This is a genomic window from Kribbella pittospori (assembly GCF_004331465.1).
Classification (GTDB): domain Bacteria; phylum Actinomycetota; class Actinomycetes; order Propionibacteriales; family Kribbellaceae; genus Kribbella; species Kribbella pittospori.
In genome coordinates, this window is sequence record NZ_SJKB01000001.1 from 485,261 (window position 1) to 502,482 (window position 17,222).

General features: G+C 68.8%; 18 protein-coding genes. 9 read left to right on the forward strand and 9 right to left on the reverse strand.

Annotation, left to right across the window (positions count from 1 at the left end; all coding sequences use genetic code 11):
* Positions 1 to 20: 20 nt before the first annotated feature.
* Positions 21 to 641 (reverse strand): hypothetical protein, encoded by a 621-nt coding sequence (locus tag E0H73_RS02260; RefSeq protein ID WP_131350465.1) that lies wholly within the window; start codon positions 639 to 641, stop codon positions 21 to 23.
* A gap of 350 nt (positions 642 to 991) precedes the next feature.
* Positions 992 to 1,918 (reverse strand): ROK family protein, encoded by a 927-nt coding sequence (locus tag E0H73_RS02265; RefSeq protein ID WP_131350467.1) that lies wholly within the window; start codon positions 1,916 to 1,918, stop codon positions 992 to 994.
* A gap of 257 nt (positions 1,919 to 2,175) precedes the next feature.
* Between E0H73_RS02265 and nagZ the strand changes: the two genes are divergently transcribed.
* Positions 2,176 to 3,657: a beta-N-acetylhexosaminidase gene (gene nagZ, locus E0H73_RS02270; protein ID WP_131350470.1), complete on the forward strand. Its 1,482-nt coding sequence runs from the start codon at positions 2,176 to 2,178 to the stop codon at positions 3,655 to 3,657.
* Here nagZ and E0H73_RS02275 read toward each other — a convergent pair.
* On the reverse strand, positions 3,644 to 4,837 hold the full coding sequence (locus tag E0H73_RS02275; RefSeq protein ID WP_131350472.1) for an ROK family protein: 1,194 nt from the start codon (positions 4,835 to 4,837) through the stop codon (positions 3,644 to 3,646). The genes nagZ and E0H73_RS02275 overlap by 14 nt on opposite strands.
* A 112-nt stretch (positions 4,838 to 4,949) precedes the next feature.
* Here E0H73_RS02275 and E0H73_RS02280 point away from each other — a divergent pair, with 112 nt between their 5' ends.
* The 5 genes from E0H73_RS02280 (at position 4,950) to E0H73_RS02300 (ending at position 11,248) form a co-directional block, all read left to right on the forward strand.
* Positions 4,950 to 6,581, forward strand: coding sequence for a glycoside hydrolase family 13 protein (locus tag E0H73_RS02280; RefSeq protein ID WP_131350474.1), 1,632 nt, complete (start codon positions 4,950 to 4,952; stop codon positions 6,579 to 6,581).
* Positions 6,582 to 6,599: 18 nt separating this feature from the next.
* Complete coding sequence (locus tag E0H73_RS02285) at positions 6,600 to 7,733, forward strand: Nif3-like dinuclear metal center hexameric protein (RefSeq protein WP_202867170.1); 1,134 nt, start codon at positions 6,600 to 6,602, stop codon at positions 7,731 to 7,733.
* Positions 7,734 to 7,791: 58 nt separating this feature from the next.
* Positions 7,792 to 8,505, forward strand: coding sequence for a zinc ribbon domain-containing protein (locus E0H73_RS02290; RefSeq protein WP_202867171.1), 714 nt, complete (start codon positions 7,792 to 7,794; stop codon positions 8,503 to 8,505).
* A 76-nt stretch (positions 8,506 to 8,581) separates the two neighbouring features.
* A complete protein-coding gene (locus E0H73_RS02295; RefSeq protein ID WP_131350481.1) occupies positions 8,582 to 9,706 on the forward strand; it encodes a bifunctional RNase H/acid phosphatase in 1,125 nt (374 codons plus the stop codon).
* Positions 9,707 to 9,811: 105 nt separating this feature from the next.
* A complete protein-coding gene (locus E0H73_RS02300; protein WP_131350483.1) occupies positions 9,812 to 11,248 on the forward strand; it encodes an RNB domain-containing ribonuclease in 1,437 nt (478 codons plus the stop codon).
* On the opposite strand, the gene E0H73_RS02305 is transcribed toward E0H73_RS02300, so the two are convergent.
* On the reverse strand, positions 11,237 to 11,803 hold the full coding sequence (locus E0H73_RS02305; protein WP_131350485.1) for a TetR/AcrR family transcriptional regulator: 567 nt from the start codon (positions 11,801 to 11,803) through the stop codon (positions 11,237 to 11,239). The two genes, E0H73_RS02300 and E0H73_RS02305, sit on opposite strands and share 12 nt — an antisense overlap.
* 52 nt (positions 11,804 to 11,855) lie before the next feature.
* On the opposite strand from E0H73_RS02305, the gene E0H73_RS02310 reads away from it, so the two are divergent.
* Complete coding sequence (locus E0H73_RS02310) at positions 11,856 to 12,338, forward strand: GNAT family N-acetyltransferase (protein WP_131350487.1); 483 nt, start codon at positions 11,856 to 11,858, stop codon at positions 12,336 to 12,338.
* Here the strand turns inward: E0H73_RS02310 and E0H73_RS02315 are convergent.
* Both E0H73_RS02315 and E0H73_RS02320 read right to left on the reverse strand, forming a co-directional pair.
* Entirely contained in the window at positions 12,335 to 13,468 is a 1,134-nt protein-coding gene (locus E0H73_RS02315; protein ID WP_165555464.1) for an alpha/beta hydrolase, read from the reverse strand. The genes E0H73_RS02310 and E0H73_RS02315 overlap by 4 nt on opposite strands.
* 70 nt (positions 13,469 to 13,538) lie before the next feature.
* On the reverse strand, positions 13,539 to 14,441 hold the full coding sequence (locus E0H73_RS02320) for an aldo/keto reductase (RefSeq protein WP_131350491.1): 903 nt from the start codon (positions 14,439 to 14,441) through the stop codon (positions 13,539 to 13,541).
* A gap of 90 nt (positions 14,442 to 14,531) precedes the next feature.
* Here E0H73_RS02320 and E0H73_RS02325 point away from each other — a divergent pair, with 90 nt between their 5' ends.
* Positions 14,532 to 15,029, forward strand: coding sequence for an NUDIX hydrolase (locus E0H73_RS02325; protein WP_131350493.1), 498 nt, complete (start codon positions 14,532 to 14,534; stop codon positions 15,027 to 15,029).
* A gap of 7 nt (positions 15,030 to 15,036) precedes the next feature.
* Here the strand turns inward: E0H73_RS02325 and E0H73_RS45730 are convergent, their stop codons facing one another.
* Both E0H73_RS45730 and E0H73_RS02330 read right to left on the reverse strand, forming a co-directional pair.
* Positions 15,037 to 15,213 carry a hypothetical protein gene (locus E0H73_RS45730; protein ID WP_165555436.1) on the reverse strand — a complete coding sequence of 59 codons (177 nt, stop codon included), beginning with the start codon at positions 15,211 to 15,213 and terminating at the stop codon, positions 15,037 to 15,039.
* A 63-nt stretch (positions 15,214 to 15,276) separates the two neighbouring features.
* Complete coding sequence (locus E0H73_RS02330; protein WP_337590310.1) at positions 15,277 to 16,026, reverse strand: helical backbone metal receptor; 750 nt, start codon at positions 16,024 to 16,026, stop codon at positions 15,277 to 15,279.
* A gap of 292 nt (positions 16,027 to 16,318) precedes the next feature.
* Here E0H73_RS02330 and E0H73_RS02335 point away from each other — a divergent pair, with 292 nt between their 5' ends.
* Positions 16,319 to 16,897 carry a histone H1-like repetitive region-containing protein gene (locus E0H73_RS02335; protein ID WP_131350495.1) on the forward strand — a complete coding sequence of 193 codons (579 nt, stop codon included), beginning with the start codon at positions 16,319 to 16,321 and terminating at the stop codon, positions 16,895 to 16,897.
* 130 nt (positions 16,898 to 17,027) lie between these two features.
* Here E0H73_RS02335 and E0H73_RS02340 read toward each other — a convergent pair whose 3' ends face one another.
* The gene (locus E0H73_RS02340; RefSeq protein ID WP_131350497.1) at positions 17,028 to 17,216 is read right to left on the reverse strand and encodes a hypothetical protein; all 189 of its coding nucleotides are present in this window, start codon (positions 17,214 to 17,216) and stop codon (positions 17,028 to 17,030) included.
* Between the last annotated feature and the right edge of the window lie 6 nt (positions 17,217 to 17,222).

A 17,222-nucleotide genomic window follows, 5' to 3' on the forward strand; every position in this document is an offset into this window, starting at 1 on the left:
TGCAGAACCCGCGACGATCCTCATCCCTCCTGAGGATCGATCGCACTCCTCGCCCGGCGGCGGAACAGCGATGAGGCGCTGATCACGCAGACGAGCAGGGAGTAGACCGCCAGCGCGGATCCGACGCTTCCGGTCGTCGGTCCGACGCTGCCGGCACCGGCTCCGTTCCCACCGGAACCCATACCGTCTCCGCCGGACCCGACCGCCTCCACGGCGGTGACCACGATCAGAGCGATCAGTGGTCCGGTCCAGCCGAGCACACCCATCCGGAGCGCGTGGCCGTCATCGACCGGCGCTCCCACGGGTGGAGCCGACCCTGCCACGGCTGCGGCGGTTCCCGGGCCGGCGAGGGCCCGTCCGCGCAGCGAGCCGTGCAGGGCAGCGACGCCGCACGCGGCGGCGACGTTCATCAGAAGCAAGCGTCCGGCGACGTCCTCGAGCGCCACGGCGCCCGGGCCGACGGTGCCGTAGACGATTGCGTACAGATCGACAGGCACGGTGATCGCGGCGGCCAGGACAGCGGCGACCTGGAAGAGTCGCGGCCGTCCGACGGACGCCCGCAGTACGTCGTACCTGGAAGTGGTCCGGACCAGCAGCGCGGTGAAGAAGAGAGCGAAGAGCAGGAGTACCGCGACGTCCATCGGGGACCGAATCTCTCTGGTCGAGCGTTGCGCTGGACAACGCTGGCGGACGTTGCTGACCTGACCTGACGCCGTGCTGTTCGCGAGGGCGGCGGAGAAGTTTCCTCTCCGCCGCTCACGCGTTCGGCTGGTCCTGGCCCCCCATCGACCAACCGTTGCCGACCGGTCCAGGCCCCCCTGACCAGCCTTGGATGACGTGCCCCCACCCCATCCATCCGTTGCATCGCGTACGACGGCCCAGTCGTTACACAGATTCGGGCAATTGGGTTAAAACTGCGCAAAGGTGCGCATGAGACCCTGTTCCGCGCGTGCAGGTGTGTGCGTAACGCGGGGAGAGGTGTGTACGGCGGTCAGCCGACGGCGGCCCAGGCCTGATGGGCGGCACCGAGGAGGCCGGCGTTGTCGAGCTGGGCAGGCTCGACCGCCAGGTCGGTGATGAAGGGGAGTTGCGCGAGCCGCTTCACCCAGGCCTGCACCGGGTCGAACAGCACCGGCCCCGCCTTCGACACCCCGCCCCCGATGACCACCGTGGTCAGATCGACCGTCACCGCCGTCGCGACGATCCCCGCGGCCAGTGCCTGCGCGCCGTCGTCGAACGCGGCCAGCGCAAGCTCGTTGCCGGCGGCCGCGTCGGCGGCGAGTACGGCGGCATCCGCGTCCTCGTCGATCCGCCAGCCGCGACGCTTGGCCCGGGCAACCATCCGCGGGCCGCTCGCGTACGCCTCCACGCAGCCGTACGACCCGCACGCGCAGGCCTCGCCGTCCAGGTCCACGACCACGTGACCGATGTGGGCGGCGTTGCCCGACTGACCGATGACAGGCTTGCCGTCGACAACCAATCCGCCCCCGACGCCGGTCGACACCACGATCCCCAGGAGTGTGTCGGCGTCGCGTCCGGCGCCCGTCCAGAACTCACCCAGCGCGAAGCAGTGCCCGTCGACCCCGAGCGTCACCGGTACGTCGCCGACCAGTTCCCGGACCCGCTCGACCAGCGGGAAGTTCCGCCAGCCGGCGATGTTGACCGGTGACACCAGCCCGTGCTCCTGGTCCAGTGGCCCGGCCGAACCGATCCCGACCGCGACCGGCGTCGCGTCACCGCGCACCCGCCCGATCAGCTCGCCGAGCGCCGCGAAGACCACGTCCGCGTCGCCGGGTGGAGTCAGGATCCGGCCCCCGGTGAGGATCTCACCGTCCGCAGACACGAGTGCGGCGGCCATCTTCGTGCCGCCGATGTCGATGCCCAGGACGGTGTCCTGCTTCACTGGTTCGTCACTCATGGTCCCCCCGTCAGTGCCGATGCAGGTGGTCAGGTCGGGAGACAACGTTATCCGTAGTCGGCCCGGACAGACAGGGGTCAATTGCAGTAATCCCCGTAAACCCGCAGGAAGACGCCGGGTAAATGCCTTGACATAGCCTGACAACGATCGCCCTAGACGGCCCAGAAGGCGCTAATTATTAGCTGTCCGTGACGGCACTCCCAGGCGCCGGCGGCCAGGGGTGGCGGCGCGGACCTCGGGGAGGAGAGGGTAGGGGGATGAGTGATCAACTGGATCGTGATGCTGCCGGCGCGCTGATCGTCGGCTTCAGCGGGACCACCGCCCCCGACGAGTTGCGCCGTGCGGTCGCCGCCGGTCTCGGCGGCGTCATCCTGTTCACCCGCAACGTCGCCGACGCCGATCAGGTGGCCGCCCTGACCGCGTCGCTGCGGGCCGAGCGCCCCGACCTGATCATCGCGATCGATCACGAGGGTGGCGAGTTCAGCCACCTCGCGCCGGCCAACCCCTGGCCGCTGGCCTCACCGCGCGTACTCGGCGATCTGGACGACGTCGACCTGACCCGCGCCTCCGCCAGGGACGCCGCGGCGACGCTGGCGAGCCTCGGCATCGACCTGATGCTCGCGCCGTCGGTCGACGTGAACAGCAACCCGGCGAACCCGATCATCTCCACCCGCTCGTTCGGTACGACGGCCGACGTGGTCTCCCGCCACGGCATCGCGTTCGTCGAGGGCGTCCACGAGGCCGGTATCGCCGCCTGCCCGAAGCACTTCCCGGGCCACGGTGACGTCGCCGTCGACTCCCACGTCGGCCTGCCCACTGTCGACCGCTCGATCGAAGAGGTCAACGCGGTCGAACTCGCGCCGTTCCGGGCGACGATCGCGGCCGGCGCCGACGTGGTGATGAGCGCGCACATCGTCTTCTCCGCGTACGACGACCAGCCGGCCACCCTGTCGCGCCGCCTGCTGACCGGCCTGCTGCGGCAGGAACTCGGCTTCACCGGCGTGATCACCACCGACGCACTGGAGATGCAGGCGATCACCAAGACCCGGTCGATCGAGGACGCCGCGGTCGCGTCGATCGGAGCCGGCGCCGACCTGGCCATGATCGCCGTCGGCTCCGCGGACCCACGAGCGCTGACCGCTCGAGTGGTCGATGCCATCGGCAACGGAACGCTGGACGCCGAGCGAGTCGCCGACGCGGCGGCCCGGGGCCGCGCACTCGCGGCAAGCCTGGCCCAGCGCACCCGGCAGCCCGGTCTCGACGGTGCCCCGATCCGCGAGGTCGCCGCCCGCGTGGTGGCCGGTCAGAACATCCCGGTGCTCGGCTCCGCGCCGTACGTCGTTGATCTGACGCAGGGGCTGCACCCGGCCTGGAACCCCTATTTCAGTGGGCTTCCCGAGGTCTTCGGCCGCGTCGCGCCGGGCTCGGACGGCGTCGTACTCCGTGGCGAGCATCGGCTCAGCGACGCCGATTCGCCGGCCGGCGACGCGATCAAGACGGCGGCTGCGGCTGCCGCGGGCCGTCCGCTCGTCATCGCCGTTCAGGATGCCGGGCGTACGCCGTGGATGCGGGACGCGCTGACCCACCTGCTCGAGGGGCACAAGGAGGACGTCTTCGTGCTCTGCACGGGCATCCCCGAGGACCGCGCCCTCGTCCCGGAAGGTATCCGCTCCGCCACCACCTCAGGCCGCAATGTCATCGTCCTCGAGGCGGTCGCCAACGCACTCACGCAGGCTTGAGGTTCAGATCCAGGGCGTGTTGCTCGACATAGTTGAGGGCGTGGCGGACCGCGCCGACGGAGACGATCGCGTCGCCGAGGGACGAGACGGCGACGCGAGGCGGCGTACTGGTGAAGCCGGCCAGCTGCCGCTCGATGTCGGGCAGCAAAGCCTTGGCGGCCTGGGCCACCGCGCCGCCGAGGACGACGAGCTCGGGATTGAACAGGATCCCGAGCGTCGCGACCACCCGGGCGGTGCGCCCGGCCACGTGCTGAAGGATGCCCAGGGCAACTTCATCGCCGGTGCCGGCGGCCGCGAAGACCTGCTCCGCAGTGATCGGGCCGTCGAGTGTCCGCAGTACGGTGTCGACGGCTGGATCGGCGACCGCGGCGGCGCCCCGGTCGCGCGCGATCCGGGCGATGCCGTGCGTGTCACCGACGCCCTCGACGAGCTTGAGGTAGACCATCTCGCCCGCACCACCACGACTGCCATGCAGCAGCCGGCCCGAGTCCATCAGGCCCGAACCGAACCGCTCACCAGCGAGCAGTACGGCGAGGTCGTCGACGTCCCGCCCTTCGCCGCGCCACTGTTCGCCCAGGGCGGCGAGGTTGGCGTCGTTCTCGAGCAGCACCGGCCAGCCGTGCAGCTCGGTGAGCCGCTTGGCCAGCCCCGCGTCGAACCGTCGCCAGAACTCGTCGTCGACCAGGATGTTCCCGTCCCGGTCGACCGGCGCTGCGACTCCGACGCCGGCGGCGAGCACCTGTGTGTCGCAGACCCCGGCGCTCGCCAGGGCTTCGACGATCGTCCGGTGCACGATCTCGGTCCGCTCACCCGGCGTCTTCACGTCGGACACCGAGCGGCCCGCCTTGGCGACCGTCTCGCCGCGCAGGTCCGCGAGCAGCACCGTGGTCTTCGCGTCGCCGATGTCGATCCCGAGCACGTACCCGGCCCGGCTGTTGAACTCGAACCGCCGCGACGGCCGGCCGACCGCGGTGTCGTCGCGGCCCGGATCGAGCTCGACCACCCAGCCCATCGAGATGAGGTCGTTGCAGACCGCGTGCACGGTCGCGCGGGTCAGGCCGGTGGCCTGGATCAGACCGGTTCCTGTCATCACCCCGGCGTTCGAGAGCACGCCGAGCAGCTTGCCCGCGTTCACGCGGCGCAACAGCGGCGGCGTCGCCGTGGCTTGAGTCACTGCCATCCAAAGCCCCTTGACCAGCTCGAACATCCCGGCGCAGAATACTGCAGGATCTAAATTTAGACTCTATATTAACCACTGACAACAATCTGCAGACGACTTCAGTGAGGCGCTGATGACGAGCAAGCAGTTGACGAACGATGCCGACTGGTGGCGGCAGGCGGTCGTCTACCAGATCTATCCGCGGAGCTTCGCCGACTCCGACGGTGACGGCCTCGGCGACCTGCAGGGCATCGTCAGCCGCGTGCCGTACCTCGAGGCCCTCGGCATCGACGCGGTCTGGCTGAGCCCGTTCTACCCGTCCGCCCTGGCCGACGGTGGGTACGACGTCGACGACTACCGCGCCGTGGACCCGCGGCTCGGCACCCTGGCGGACTTCGACCAACTGGTCGACGCGCTGCACGCGGCGAACATCAAGCTGATCGTCGACATCGTGCCGAACCACACCTCGGACCGGCATGCCTGGTTCACCGAGGCGCTGGCCGCACCGAAGGGGTCGCCGGAGCGGGAGCGGTACATCTTCCGGGAGGGTGACGGCGACCAGCCGCCGTCGGACTGGGACTCGGTCTTCGGCGGCTCTGCCTGGGCGCGGACCGACGACGGCGAGTGGTACCTGCACATGTTCGCGGCCGAGCAGCCCGATCTGAACTGGGAGCACCCCGAGGTTCGGGCGGACTTCCTCCAGACGCTGAGGTTCTGGTCCGATCGTGGTGTCGACGGCTTCCGGGTCGACGTCGCGCATGCGCTGATGAAGGACCTGTCGGAGCCGATGCCGTCGCAGGCGACCCTGCCTCGGGTGTCCGAATCGTATGGTCTGCATCCGCTGTGGGACCAGGACGGCGTACACGAGATCTATCGCGAGTGGCGGCAGGTCCTGAACGAGTACGACCCGCCGCGGTCGGCTGTGGCCGAGGCGTTCGTCCCGGCGTCGCGCCGCGCGCGGTACGCGAGTGCGGACGGGCTCGGGCAGGCGTTCAACTTCGACCTGCTGCAGGTTGACTGGGAGTACGACAAGTTCCGGCAGGTGATCGAGGAGAACCTCGCACTGGCCGACCAGAACGGCTCGTCCTCGACCTGGGTGTTCTCGAACCACGACGTCGTCCGGCATGCCACCCGCTACGGCCTGCCGAAGGATCCGTCCGGCCTGTGGCAGGACGGCAAGGCCTGGCTGCTGAGCAACGGCACCGAGCCGACCGTCGACGTGGAGCTCGGGTTGCGCCGCGCCCGCGCCGCGGTGCTGCTGATGCTGGCGCTGCCTGGATCGGCGTACCTGTATCAGGGGGAGGAGCTCGGGCTGCAGGAGGTCGGCGAGCTGCCGGCGGCGAACCTGCAAGACCCGGCGTACTTCCGCTCCAAGGGTGCGGAGAAGGGCCGTGACGGGTGCCGGGTGCCGATCCCGTGGACCGTCGGCGGCCTGTCGTTCGGCTTCGGCTCGGGTGGTTCGCATCTGCTGCAGCCGAAGTGGTTCGGTGGGTACTCCGTCGAGGCGCAGGAGGGCGACGTCAGTTCGACGCTGAGCCTGTACCGCAAGGCCCTCGCAGTACGCCGGGGACTGCAGACCGGCAACTCGCTGTCGTGGGTCGACGGCACGGACTGGGTCCTGCACTTCACCCGTCCGGGCGGCTGGCAGTCCATCACGAACTTCGGGGTGGCACCGGTCGAACTGCCGGACGCTGCGGTCGTCCTGTCGAGTGGTCCGCTGGAAGGCGACAAGCTCCCGAGTGACACCACTGCCTGGCTGATCTGATGCGGCAGGATGGGGGCCGTGACCCCGACGCTTGCTGACGTGATCGCCGTACTCGACCGGCTCTACAACCCTGCCTGGGCGGAGTCCTGGGACGCGGTCGGTCTGGTCACCGGCGACCCGGAGCAGCAGGTACGACGAATCCTGTTCGCTGTCGACCCGATGCGGGTGGTGGTGGACGAGGCGATCGCGGGCGACTTCGATCTCCTCGTCACGCACCACCCGCTGTTGTTGCGCGGTGTGAACAGCGTTGCGGCGACGACCCCGAAGGGCCGGGTCGTGCACGACCTGATCCGGAGCGGTACGGCGCTGCACGTCTGCCACACCAATGCGGACAACGCGAACCCGGGCGTGAGCGACGCGCTGGCCGCGGCGCTGGGACTGCAGGACACGCGTCCGCTCAAGGCGATGCCGTCCGACCCGATGGACAAGCTGGTCGTGTTCGTGCCGGTCGACGAAACACAGACCGTGCTCGACGCGCTCGCGAAGGCGGGCGCGGGCCAGATCGGCGACTACGAGCGGGCCGCTTGGAGCGGCACCGGCGAAGGGACCTTCCGGCCGCTCGACGGCGCGAACCCCACGATCGGGCAGGTCGGCGACATCGAGGTCGTGCCGGAGAACCGGCTCGAGATGATCCTGCCGCGGCACAAGCGGCGGGCTGTCGTCGAGGCGCTGAAGGCCGCGCACTCCTACGAGGAGCCGGCGTTCGACATCTACGAGCTGGCCGCATTGCCGAGCGAGCGTGGTGGCGGCCGCGTCGGAGCGCTCTCCGCGCCGCTCCCGCTGAAGGACTTCGCCCGGTTGGTCGCCGATCACCTCCCGCGCACGGAGCACGGCGTACGGGTGTCGGGCGACCCGGAGCGGACGATCGAGACGGTCGCCGTCGTCGGGGGAGCGGGGGACTCTGAGTTCGAGCGTGTCCGGGCTTCCGGCGTCGACGCATACGTGACCGCCGACCTCCGGCACCACCCCGCGACCGAGGCCCAGGCGTACGACGAAGGCCCGGCGCTGGTCGATGTCGCGCACTGGGCCAGCGAGTGGCCGTGGCTGCGGGACGCCGAACGACTCCTCCTCGAAGGGTTGGCAGCGCAAGGCAGTACCGTGGACACTCACATCTCGACGCTCTGCACGGACGCCTGGACGCTCCGGTTCTGAGTGCAGCTGACAACTGAAGGAGCCGACTCTGAACGCCGAGCCCGCCGTCCAACGCCGGTTGCTGGACCTGCAGGATCTCGACCTGCAGCTGGATCAGGTCGCGCACAAGCGCAAATCGCTGCCCGAGCACCAGGCCCTCGCCGATCTGGCCGCCGAGAAGTCCGTGGTCGATCGCGACCTGGTCACCGCCGACACCGAGGTCAGCGACCTGCAGCGTGAGCAGAAGAAGGCCGACAGCGACGTCGACCAGGTGCGGCAGCGCAAGGCCCGCAACCAGCAGCGGATGGACTCCGGTCAGGTCACGTCGGCCAAGGACCTGGAGAACCTGCAGCACGAGATCGGGTCGCTGGACCGGCGGATCTCCGACCTGGAGGACGCCGAGCTCGAGGTGATGGAGAAGCTGGAGGCCGCCGAGGCGGTCCAGCTCGATCTGCGCACCCGCGCCGAGGCGTTCGCCGGCCGGCAGTCCGAGCTGGAGACCAGCCGCGACGCCGCGCTGAAGGAGCTCGACGAGCAGCGCGCCGGGCTCGGCGACAAGCGCGCCGGAGTGGCGGCCGAGCTTCCGGATGCCCTGATCACGCAGTACCAGCGGCTTCGCGAGCACAACGGCGGCATCGGCGCCGCGCCGCTGGTCGGCAAGCGCTGCATGGGCTGCCGGATGGAGCTGGCGCCGTCCGATCTGAACCGCATCAAGGCCGCCCCGGCGGACGCCGTACTGCGCTGTGAGGAGTGCGGACGGATCCTGGTCCGGACGGCGGAGACCAGCGTATGAGCGAGCGGAGCGAGCTCATCATCAAGCACAGTGTGTCTTGTGCCTCATCCGCGCCCGGAGCGAAGCGAGGACGTGGATGAGTTATCAGCACGTGATCGTCGAGGCCGATGGTGGCTCGCGCGGGAATCCGGGACCGGCCGCGTACGGCGCGCTGGTCCGCGACCCGGCGACCGGCCAGGTGATCGCGCAGGACGGCAAGACGCTGGGGATCGCGACCAACAACGTCGCGGAGTACTGCGGACTGATCGCGGGGCTCCAGTTGGCCGCGGAGTACGCGCCGGACGCCTCGATCGAGGTGCGGATGGACTCCAAGCTGGTGGTCGAGCAGATGGCCGGCCGGTGGAAGATCAAGCACCCGGACCTGCAGCCGCTCGCGATCAAGGCGCAGAGCCTGGCGCCGTTCGGGACCGAGTGGACCTGGGTGCCGCGGGCCCAGAACTCCGCCGCCGACGCGCTCGCGAACAACGCGCTGGACGGCGTACCGATTCCGCTGAAGCCGGAGGCCGGCGGACCTGGGCCGGCAGCGGTCAAGGAGCCGTCGGATCTGCAGAAGGCCTTGCAGGGTTGGGGTGCGCAGGCCGAGCCGCCGACGCAGCTCATCTTCCTGCGGCACGGCGAGACGCCGCACACGGTTGAGAAGCGGTTCTCCGGTTCCGGCGGCGACGACCCTGCGCTCAGTGACACCGGCCGTGCGCAAGCCCAGGCAGCCGCCGAGTACCTGGCCCGGATCGGCGGTGTCGACGCGCTCGTGACCTCGCCGATGGTGCGCGCGCGGCAGACGGCCGAAGTGGTCGCCGGCAAGCTCGGGCTCGAGCCGGTGGTGGACAACGGCTGGGTCGAATGCTCGTTCGGTGACTGGGACGGGCACACGTTCGCCGAGGTGCAGGAGAAGTGGCCGGACGCGATGAACGCGTGGCTGGGCTCGACCACCGTCGCGCCGCCTGGTGGCGAGTCGTTCGACGCGTGCGCTCGCCGGGCCCGGTCGGCACGGGACGGGCTGCTGAGCCGCTACCCGGGCAAGACCGTTGTCGTCGTCACCCATGTCACGCCGATCAAACTGATGGTCCGGTCGGTGCTGCAGGCACCGATGGCGTCGGTGTTCCGGATGGAGCTGCGGCCCGCGACGATCACCGAGATCCACTGGTACGCCGACGGCCTCGCCTCACTCCGCTCCTTCAATGTGCAACCCTCGTTAGTCTGACCCCACGCACACGTCGTGCGCTGAGAAGGACCTCCCCCTACCTACTGTGGTTATTCTCGCCTCAGCATCGAGCGGTGGTGAGGTCGGAAGGATTGGGGTGTTGAGGTGCCACTTCAGAGGGTTCACTTTGCCGAGGACGTGCCCGAGGTGTTCCGGGCGTCGCTGCAGGACATCCGGCGTGAGCTCGAGGTGCCGGCGGAGTTCCCGGCCGAGGTGGTCGCGGCGGCCCTGCACGCGGCGAAGAACCCGCGGCTGCCCGAGCTCGACCGGACCGACCTGGAGTTCGTCACGATCGATCCGCCGGACTCGATGGACCTCGACCAGGCCCTGCACATCGAGCGCACCGGCGACGGCTACACGGTCCACTACGCGATCGCCGACGTCGCCGCCTTCGTCCAGCCCGGCGACCCGATCGACCTCGAAGCCCGTCGCCGCGGCGAGACCCTCTACGCCCCGGACAAGCGGACCCCGCTGCACCCGCCCGAGCTTTCCGAAGGTGCCGCGTCGCTACTGCCGGACGGAGTGCGTCCCGCGCTGCTCTGGACGATCACGGTCGACGCAACGGGCGAGGGGACCGGTGTCACCTGCGAGCGTGCGCTGGTGAAGTCCCGCGCCAAGCTGAACTACGCCGGCGTGCAGAAGGACCTCGACGCCGGCAACGCGTCGGAGTCTCTGCAACTGCTGCGCGAGGTCGGCAAACTGCGCGAGCAGCGTGAGCTCGAGCGCGGCGGCGTCAACCTGCCCATCCCGGACCAGGAGGTCGTCACCTCCAACCACGGGTGGGGTCTGGAGTTCCGCGCGCCGCTGCCGGTCGAGGGCTGGAACGCGCAGATCTCGCTGCTCACCGGCATGGCCGCTGCCGAGCTGATGATGAAGGGCAAGATCGGCATCCTGCGGACGCTGCCCGAATCGCACGACAGCCTGCGGGACAAGCTGGAGCACACCGCCAAGGCACTCGGGATCACCTGGCCGGACGGTACGTCGTACGCGCAGTTCATTCATGGGCTGGACCCGAAGGTGCCGGCGCACGCGGCGATGCTGGCTGCCTGCACTGTGCTGTTCCGAGGCGCCGGGTACTCCGCCTTTGCGGGGAGCGTGCCGGAGCGGCCGGAGCATGCCGCGATGAAGGCGGAGTACGCGCACGTCACCGCACCTCTGCGCCGGCTGGTGGATCGCTGGACCGGCGAGATCTGTGTGGCGCTGTCCGCGGGCACCGAGGTGCCGGCCTGGGTGCGCGAATCGATGGACGAGATCCCGAAGACGATGGACGAGGCGGACCGCCGGGCGAACGCGTACGAACGGTCGATCGTCAGCATGGTCGAGGCCGGTCTGGTGGCCGACCGGATCGGGACGGAGTTCGACGGCGTGATCACCGACGTGGACGAGCGCGACACCACCCGCGGCGTCGTCGCCCTCTCCACGGTCGCGATCGAGGGCCGCGTCACCGGTACGGCGCCATTGCCACTCGGTCAGGCGATCCGTGTGAAGCTGGTCGAGGCCGATATCTCCAAGCGCACAGTCGGCTTTGAGCTAGCTCCGTAGGTAGTCCTCCACGGCCGCGGTCGTTCGGTCCAGATCCTCGGTCGCGAGCAGGTCGATCAGCGCGCCGCGCAGCATCGCCAGTACGCCGGTGCGCCGTGCCTCAGCCGCCCGGCTACCGGGATCGGGCTGACTCGCCTTGAGCAGCTCGAGCCAGTCGTCGACGGTCGAACGGCCGTAGTCCGCCCACGGGCCGTCCGGCGCGACCAGCGAACGCCCGTACGCCTCCACCCAGAACTTCATCAGCGGCCGACGCTCGGGCTCGGCCAGCCACGTCCACAGCTCGCGCGCGACCACGGTCAGGCCGGGCGGTTCGTCGTACCTTGCCTCGATCTGGCGGAGTAGTTCGAGTTCGTCGACGCGGGCCCGGGCGAGCAGGGCGCGGATCAGGCCGTCCTTGCTGCCGAACAGGAACAGCAGCACCCGCGGGCTCGATTCGATCGCGGCGGCCAGCGGGCGGAGGGACAGATCGGCCAGCCCGTGACTGAGCGAGTAGGTGTAGGCGCGCTCGAGCAGTTCCTGCTGACGCGCGGAGGGGGCTGGCTTCGTCGACGGCACGGAGCTAGTATCACCTACTGAAACAGTCGTGTCAGTAGATTGGGTGGACTGGATGAAGGCGATCAGGAAGCTGGGGAAGCCGGGAGACCTCGGGTGGGTGGTGCAGGCGCACGCGGAGATCTACGCGGCGGAGTACGGCTGGGGCCTGGAGTACGAGGCGCTGATCACGCGGATCGTGGCGGCGTACGCGAGTGAGCACGACGACGAGCGCGAGGCCGCGTGGATCGCCGAGGTGGACGGGGAACGGGCCGGCAGCATCTTCTGTGTCCGTGGACCGGATGAGGCCACCGCCCAACTTCGTCTGCTCCTGGTCGATCCGGCAGCGCGGGGTCTCGGTCTCGGTGCCGAACTGGTCGACACGTGCCTCGCGTTCGCGCGCGCGGCGGGCTATAAGCGGATGGTGTTGTGGACCAACGATCCGTTGGTGGCGGCGCGGCACATCTACCTGGCGCGCGGCTTCCGCCTCACCGGCACCGAGCCGCATAACTCCTGGGGGCTGGAGCTCGTTGGCCAGACCTACGAGATCGACCTTTAGTCCGCGCAGGTTGGTGCACCGGGCGCCGCGGTTCGGTAGAGGGCGTGCGAGAGGAACGTCGTGACGTAGCCGTTCGTCACGGTCAGCGCGTGGCGCGGGCCGACGCTGCCCAGCGGCAGGAACTTCCGCAGCGGCAGCGCAAGGTAGTAGGCGCCGTAGTCGGTGAAGTTGAAGTGCCGAGTCCCCGGGATCGTCGCGCACCACGCCGTACCTGTGCTTGCCTTGAGCAACGACAGGGCGCGGTCCCGGCCGTCGTCGTTCTTGGCGTCCGGGCCGCAGACACTGGTGATGCATGAGTCGTCCGCGCCGAGCAGCATGATCGGCGCGTGCACGCCCTTCGTCACGACCTCGCCGAACTGGAGTCCGTCCAGGTCGACCGCTGCGCCACATCGCTGATCGGTCCGGCATGCCTCGAGTGATGCCGCGCCGCCGAACGAGTGGCCGACGTACGACGTACCGATGCCGGTCTCGACGCTGTTCGGCAGTTGCTTGGCGAGGGTGGTGGCGGCGAAGCGGGCGTCGGCGGCCCAGGTGGTGACGAGGTGGTCGCCGGCCTCGAGCGCGCCCTGCGAGGTCTCGCCGAGATTCGGTGGGTTGGCCGCTTCGGTGCCCTTGACCGTCTGGCCGTCGAGGACGGTCAGATTCGCGCTGTACGTCGGAGTCACGCCGGCGACGAGGTAGCCGTGGCTGGCGAGATCCTCGGCGAGGCTGGCGTACATCGGCGCGGACAGGCCCATGCCCGGCATCAGCACCACGACCGGGAAGCGGCCGGGGGCGATGGTCGCGCGGTCCAGCGCATGGTCCTGCAGGCCGTTGAACGGTCCCTGGAACACCGCGATCGGCGACTTCAGGTGCAGCCCGTTCCACAGTCCGGGTGCGTACTCGACGTGGCGTCCGGTGGTGCTCTTGGCCACCGGGTACCAGAGCCACACCGAGAGCTTCCGCGGGCCTTCGCCGTACGGATCCCGGCGGACCGTGTCGGTCCACTCGAACGTCCGGCGGCCGACCTGGAAGGTCCCGGTCGGGTCGGGCAGGGCCACCGGTTCAGACCGCTTCACCAGCACCCAGCCGATATATCCACTGCCGCCGAGCAGAGCGAACAGCACCAGGATCACGATCCCCGTGCGCACCCGCCGCATCCCTCTCCGCGCCATACCCCAAGCCTCTCACCCAGACGGTGCCGAAACCGGGATATCAGGACTAGATCCAGGGGAGGGCTGAGCGTTCGGTCCAGTACTCGTCGGGTTGCTGGACGAACTCGACGAGCGGGCCGTCGACGTGGAAGGCGAGGTTGCTGGTGAGTTGCTCGGCGGTGATTGCGCCGCTGAGTACGACGTCCGCCCAGGGTTGCGCGACGGCGGCGCCGATCGCGAGTGAGTCCGGTGCGACGCCGTGCTGATGGGCGAACGCGTTGAACGGCGTCTCGCCGGCCTTCGCGGTGAGGCGTCCGTTCGCCACGACTTCCTTCACGACGACGAACCAGCCGGCGTCGTGGGCTTCTGCCAGTGCGGCGCCGGCGGACGTCTCCAGCACGTTCCAGGTGGACTGGACCGCAGTGAACGGGCCGTCGAGCTCGATCGCCTTGCGCAGTGTCTCGGCCTGGTGCGGTCCGCTCGTCGACAACCCGACGCGTACGCCGTTGTCCGCGAGCTCCTGCAGCCGGTCGAGCAGTTGCTTGTCGCCGAGCGCCGGGCTGTCCGACGTCAGGCTGTGCACCAGGTAGAAGTCCGGTGGTCCACCAAGCGCTTGAAGGGTCTCCGGCCACTGCCGTTCGAACGTCGCGAGCGAGTGGTCCTTCACCTCGTGCGTCGCGGCATCGGTGCGCCAGTCGGCGACGTACGTGTAGCCCCACTTGGAGCCGATCGTCAGTTCGGTACGGCGTTCCGGCGTCAGCCACTCACCGAGGAACGTCTCGGCGAGTCCGTACGAACGCGCGGCGTCGAAGTACCGCACACCGGCGTGCCACGCCTGGTCGAGCAGCTCGTGCGTACGCCGGCGAAGGTCCTCGACCGCACGCGCCGGTGGAAGGTCTTCGTCATGCCCGAGATTGATGTACCCAGGCCGCCCCAATGCCGCCAGACCCAAACCGATACGCGCTGTCATGGCTTCGATCGTAGGTGTCCTCGGCAACGGATGTGAGACGCGCCGCATCGCACAGCGCCGGATGTTCTGTGTCGTCTAGCGTTTTGTCCTGTGACCGATCCACGTCTGCCACCACCAGGCACCGTCGTCCGCCGGACGACGGCGCGCGTGCTGCCGGTGCGTCCGGACGGCAAGGTGTTGCTGCTGCACGGCTGGGATCCGCTCAAACCGCAGACGCCGTACTGGTTCACGATCGGCGGTGCGGTGAACGACGGGGAAACGCTCGCCGAAGCCGGCACCCGCGAACTGCGTGAAGAGGTCGGCATCGTGCTCCCGCCGGACTCACTCGGCGATCCGGTCGCGACGAACACGATCGAGTTCGAGTGGGGCGGGTGCCCGATCATTCAGCGGCAGACATTCTTCGCGATCGGGGTGGACGGCGTCGAGGTGACGTTCGCCAACCAGGAAGAGCTCGAGCTGGAGACGATCAGCGCACACGGCTGGTGGCACGCGGACGAGCTGGAGGCGACCGGCCGAGCCGCCCACGTCACCATCCCGGGACTGCTGCGTCGCGCCGTCGACGCGATCACATTGCGCCGCGCGTCCTGATCTCCCGTCAGCGCTTGCGGGCTTGTTTCAGCACCTTCTTCGGGACCTTCTTGTCGATCTCGTAGTGCACGCGATCGAGCCGTTCCGCACAGCCGGCCCTCGACAGCCGCAGCAGGACGACCGGGCACTTCTTGCACCTCGGCTTGTCCTTGCAGCACTTCTTCTTCGCGGTCATCGACGGCACCCAGCGAGTGTAGGTGAGGCATACTTAACCGTCTAGCTGAGCGGGCAGCGACCGTGGTGGACGTCACTCCAGCTGTCCACTGAGCACTTCCCGTGCTTCCAGCAACGACGGGCCGTACCAAGTCAGGTGCCGGCCCGACACACAGCGCGCGGGTCGCGCGAACACTTCCGGCCCGTCCTCGGGGGAAAACGCATAAGGCTCGTCCGGCAGTACGACGAGATCGTGGTCGGGTAACGCATCCGGATCGAACCGCGGATAACGTTCGCCGGAATCCCGCAGGACGTTGTCGATACCGATCCGGGCGAGCAGATCACCCGCGAACGTGTGACGTCCCAACGCCATCCACGGCCGCCGCCAGATCGGTATCACCGCACGCCGGCGCATTCCGTCGTGCGGCGAACTCCACACCGCGCGAGCACCGGTCAACCAGTCGGGTACGTCGCCGATGATCGCGGACAGCATGCGTTCGAGTGAGTCGAGTGATTCGTCGACGGTCGTCGGCGCGGTCACCCACACCGCGATTCCGCGACCTCGCAACGCGTCGAGATCGACGACGCGATTCTCTTCGGCGTTCGCGATCACGACGTCCGGTGTGAGTGCCGCGATGAGTTCGACGTCGGGATTCTTGGTGCCGCGAACGCGCGTCACCTCGAGGTCTGCGGGATGCGTGCACCAGTCGGTCGCACCAACGATCAGGTGCGCGTGCGTTGCTGCGATCGACTCCGTCAACGAGGGCACGATGCTGACCACACGCAGCACTTCGGAGGGCATCGCGACGACGTCTCCGAGGTCGTCTCGCGGCTTGTCACGCACGTCTCTCACCTCGCTTCGCGAAGGCCGTTGCCGACGACAACACTCGCCGATTGCGTGCTTCGACACGAACTTTGTGCGCGTGTCGCCAAGAAATTATCCGGTCCCTCGGGCATCCTCATAGCGCGACGGAATCCCTTCTGCACAAGGATTTTCGGCATTTGTGCGCCGGTTTGTGACCAGGACGCCTTAACCTGCGGACGTTTCGGGTGCTTTACGTACGCACCAAGTGTTGTCATCATCGTGACGACGAGGAATCCACCGTGGTTTTCCTCAGCCGCACCAAGGAGGCAGAGTGCCAGCCAAGAAGGCAGCCGCAGGGAAGGCGACAGCCAAAAAGGCTTCTCCCGCCAAGAAGACTGTCGCGAAGAAGGCCAGCGCCGCGAGGACGACGTCCGCGCGCAAGGTCAGCGCAGCGAAGAAGACAGTGACGAAGAAGGTGAGTGCGGCAAAGAAGGCGCCAGCCAAGAAGACCGCCGCGACGAAGACCACTGCTGCGAAGAAGACGACCGCAGCGCGGAAGACGACGGCGAAGAAGGCCCCGGCCAAGAAGGTCGCCGCGAGGAAGACGACGGCGGCGAAGAAGACCGTCGCCAAGAAGGCGCCGGCGAAGAAGACCACCGCCCGCAAGGCGACGACCGCGAAGAAGACCGTGGCCCGGAAGACGACGGCAGCGAAGAAGACCGTCGCGAAGAAGGCCCCGGCCCGCAAGGCCGCGGCGAAGAAAGCATCGGCCACGAAGGTCGCTGCCAAGAAGGCCCCGGCGAAGCGGACTGCCGCCAAGAAGGCGCCTGTCCGCAAGGTCGCGGCGAAGAAGGCCCCGGCCCGCAAGGCTCCGGCCCGCAAGACCGCCGCGCGGCGGGTCACCCGCTGAGCCCGGCGTCCGCACTCGCGCGACGTCGACGCAACCGAAGCCAAGGGGCACCACCGAGATCGGTGGTGCCCCTTGGCGCGCGTTCACTCCGACAGCGCCGTGTCGGTTGCGTGCTGTCTGTTGTGCGGTGTCAGTCGTCGTCCCAGTTCGGGTCGTTGTCCCAGGCCTCGTTGCGTTCCTGGACCTTCTCCAGGGCCCGAGCAGCTTCCTCGGGGGAGTTGTACGGTCCGAGCCGGTCGCCGGCCTTCTCCCCTTGGTACGGCTCGACCTTGCCGGTCTTGACGTTGTAGTACCACTCGTTGCTGTGATCGTCGCTCATCTGGAT

Coding starts and splice junctions, on each gene's coding strand:
- E0H73_RS02265 (WP_131350467.1), bottom strand. CDS start 1,918: ATGAGTGACGAACCAGTGAAGCAGGACACCGTCCTGGGCATCGACATC.
- E0H73_RS02295 (WP_131350481.1), top strand. CDS start 8,582: ATGAGTTATCAGCACGTGATCGTCGAGGCCGATGGTGGCTCGCGCGGG.
- E0H73_RS02280 (WP_131350474.1), top strand. CDS start 4,950: ATGACGAGCAAGCAGTTGACGAACGATGCCGACTGGTGGCGGCAGGCG.
- E0H73_RS02260 (WP_131350465.1), bottom strand. CDS start 641: ATGGACGTCGCGGTACTCCTGCTCTTCGCTCTCTTCTTCACCGCGCTG.
- nagZ (WP_131350470.1), top strand. CDS start 2,176: ATGAGTGATCAACTGGATCGTGATGCTGCCGGCGCGCTGATCGTCGGC.
- E0H73_RS02320 (WP_131350491.1), bottom strand. CDS start 14,441: ATGACAGCGCGTATCGGTTTGGGTCTGGCGGCATTGGGGCGGCCTGGG.
- E0H73_RS02275 (WP_131350472.1), bottom strand. CDS start 4,837: ATGGCAGTGACTCAAGCCACGGCGACGCCGCCGCTGTTGCGCCGCGTG.
- E0H73_RS02340 (WP_131350497.1), bottom strand. CDS start 17,216: ATGAGCGACGATCACAGCAACGAGTGGTACTACAACGTCAAGACCGGC.
- E0H73_RS02310 (WP_131350487.1), top strand. CDS start 11,856: ATGAAGGCGATCAGGAAGCTGGGGAAGCCGGGAGACCTCGGGTGGGTG.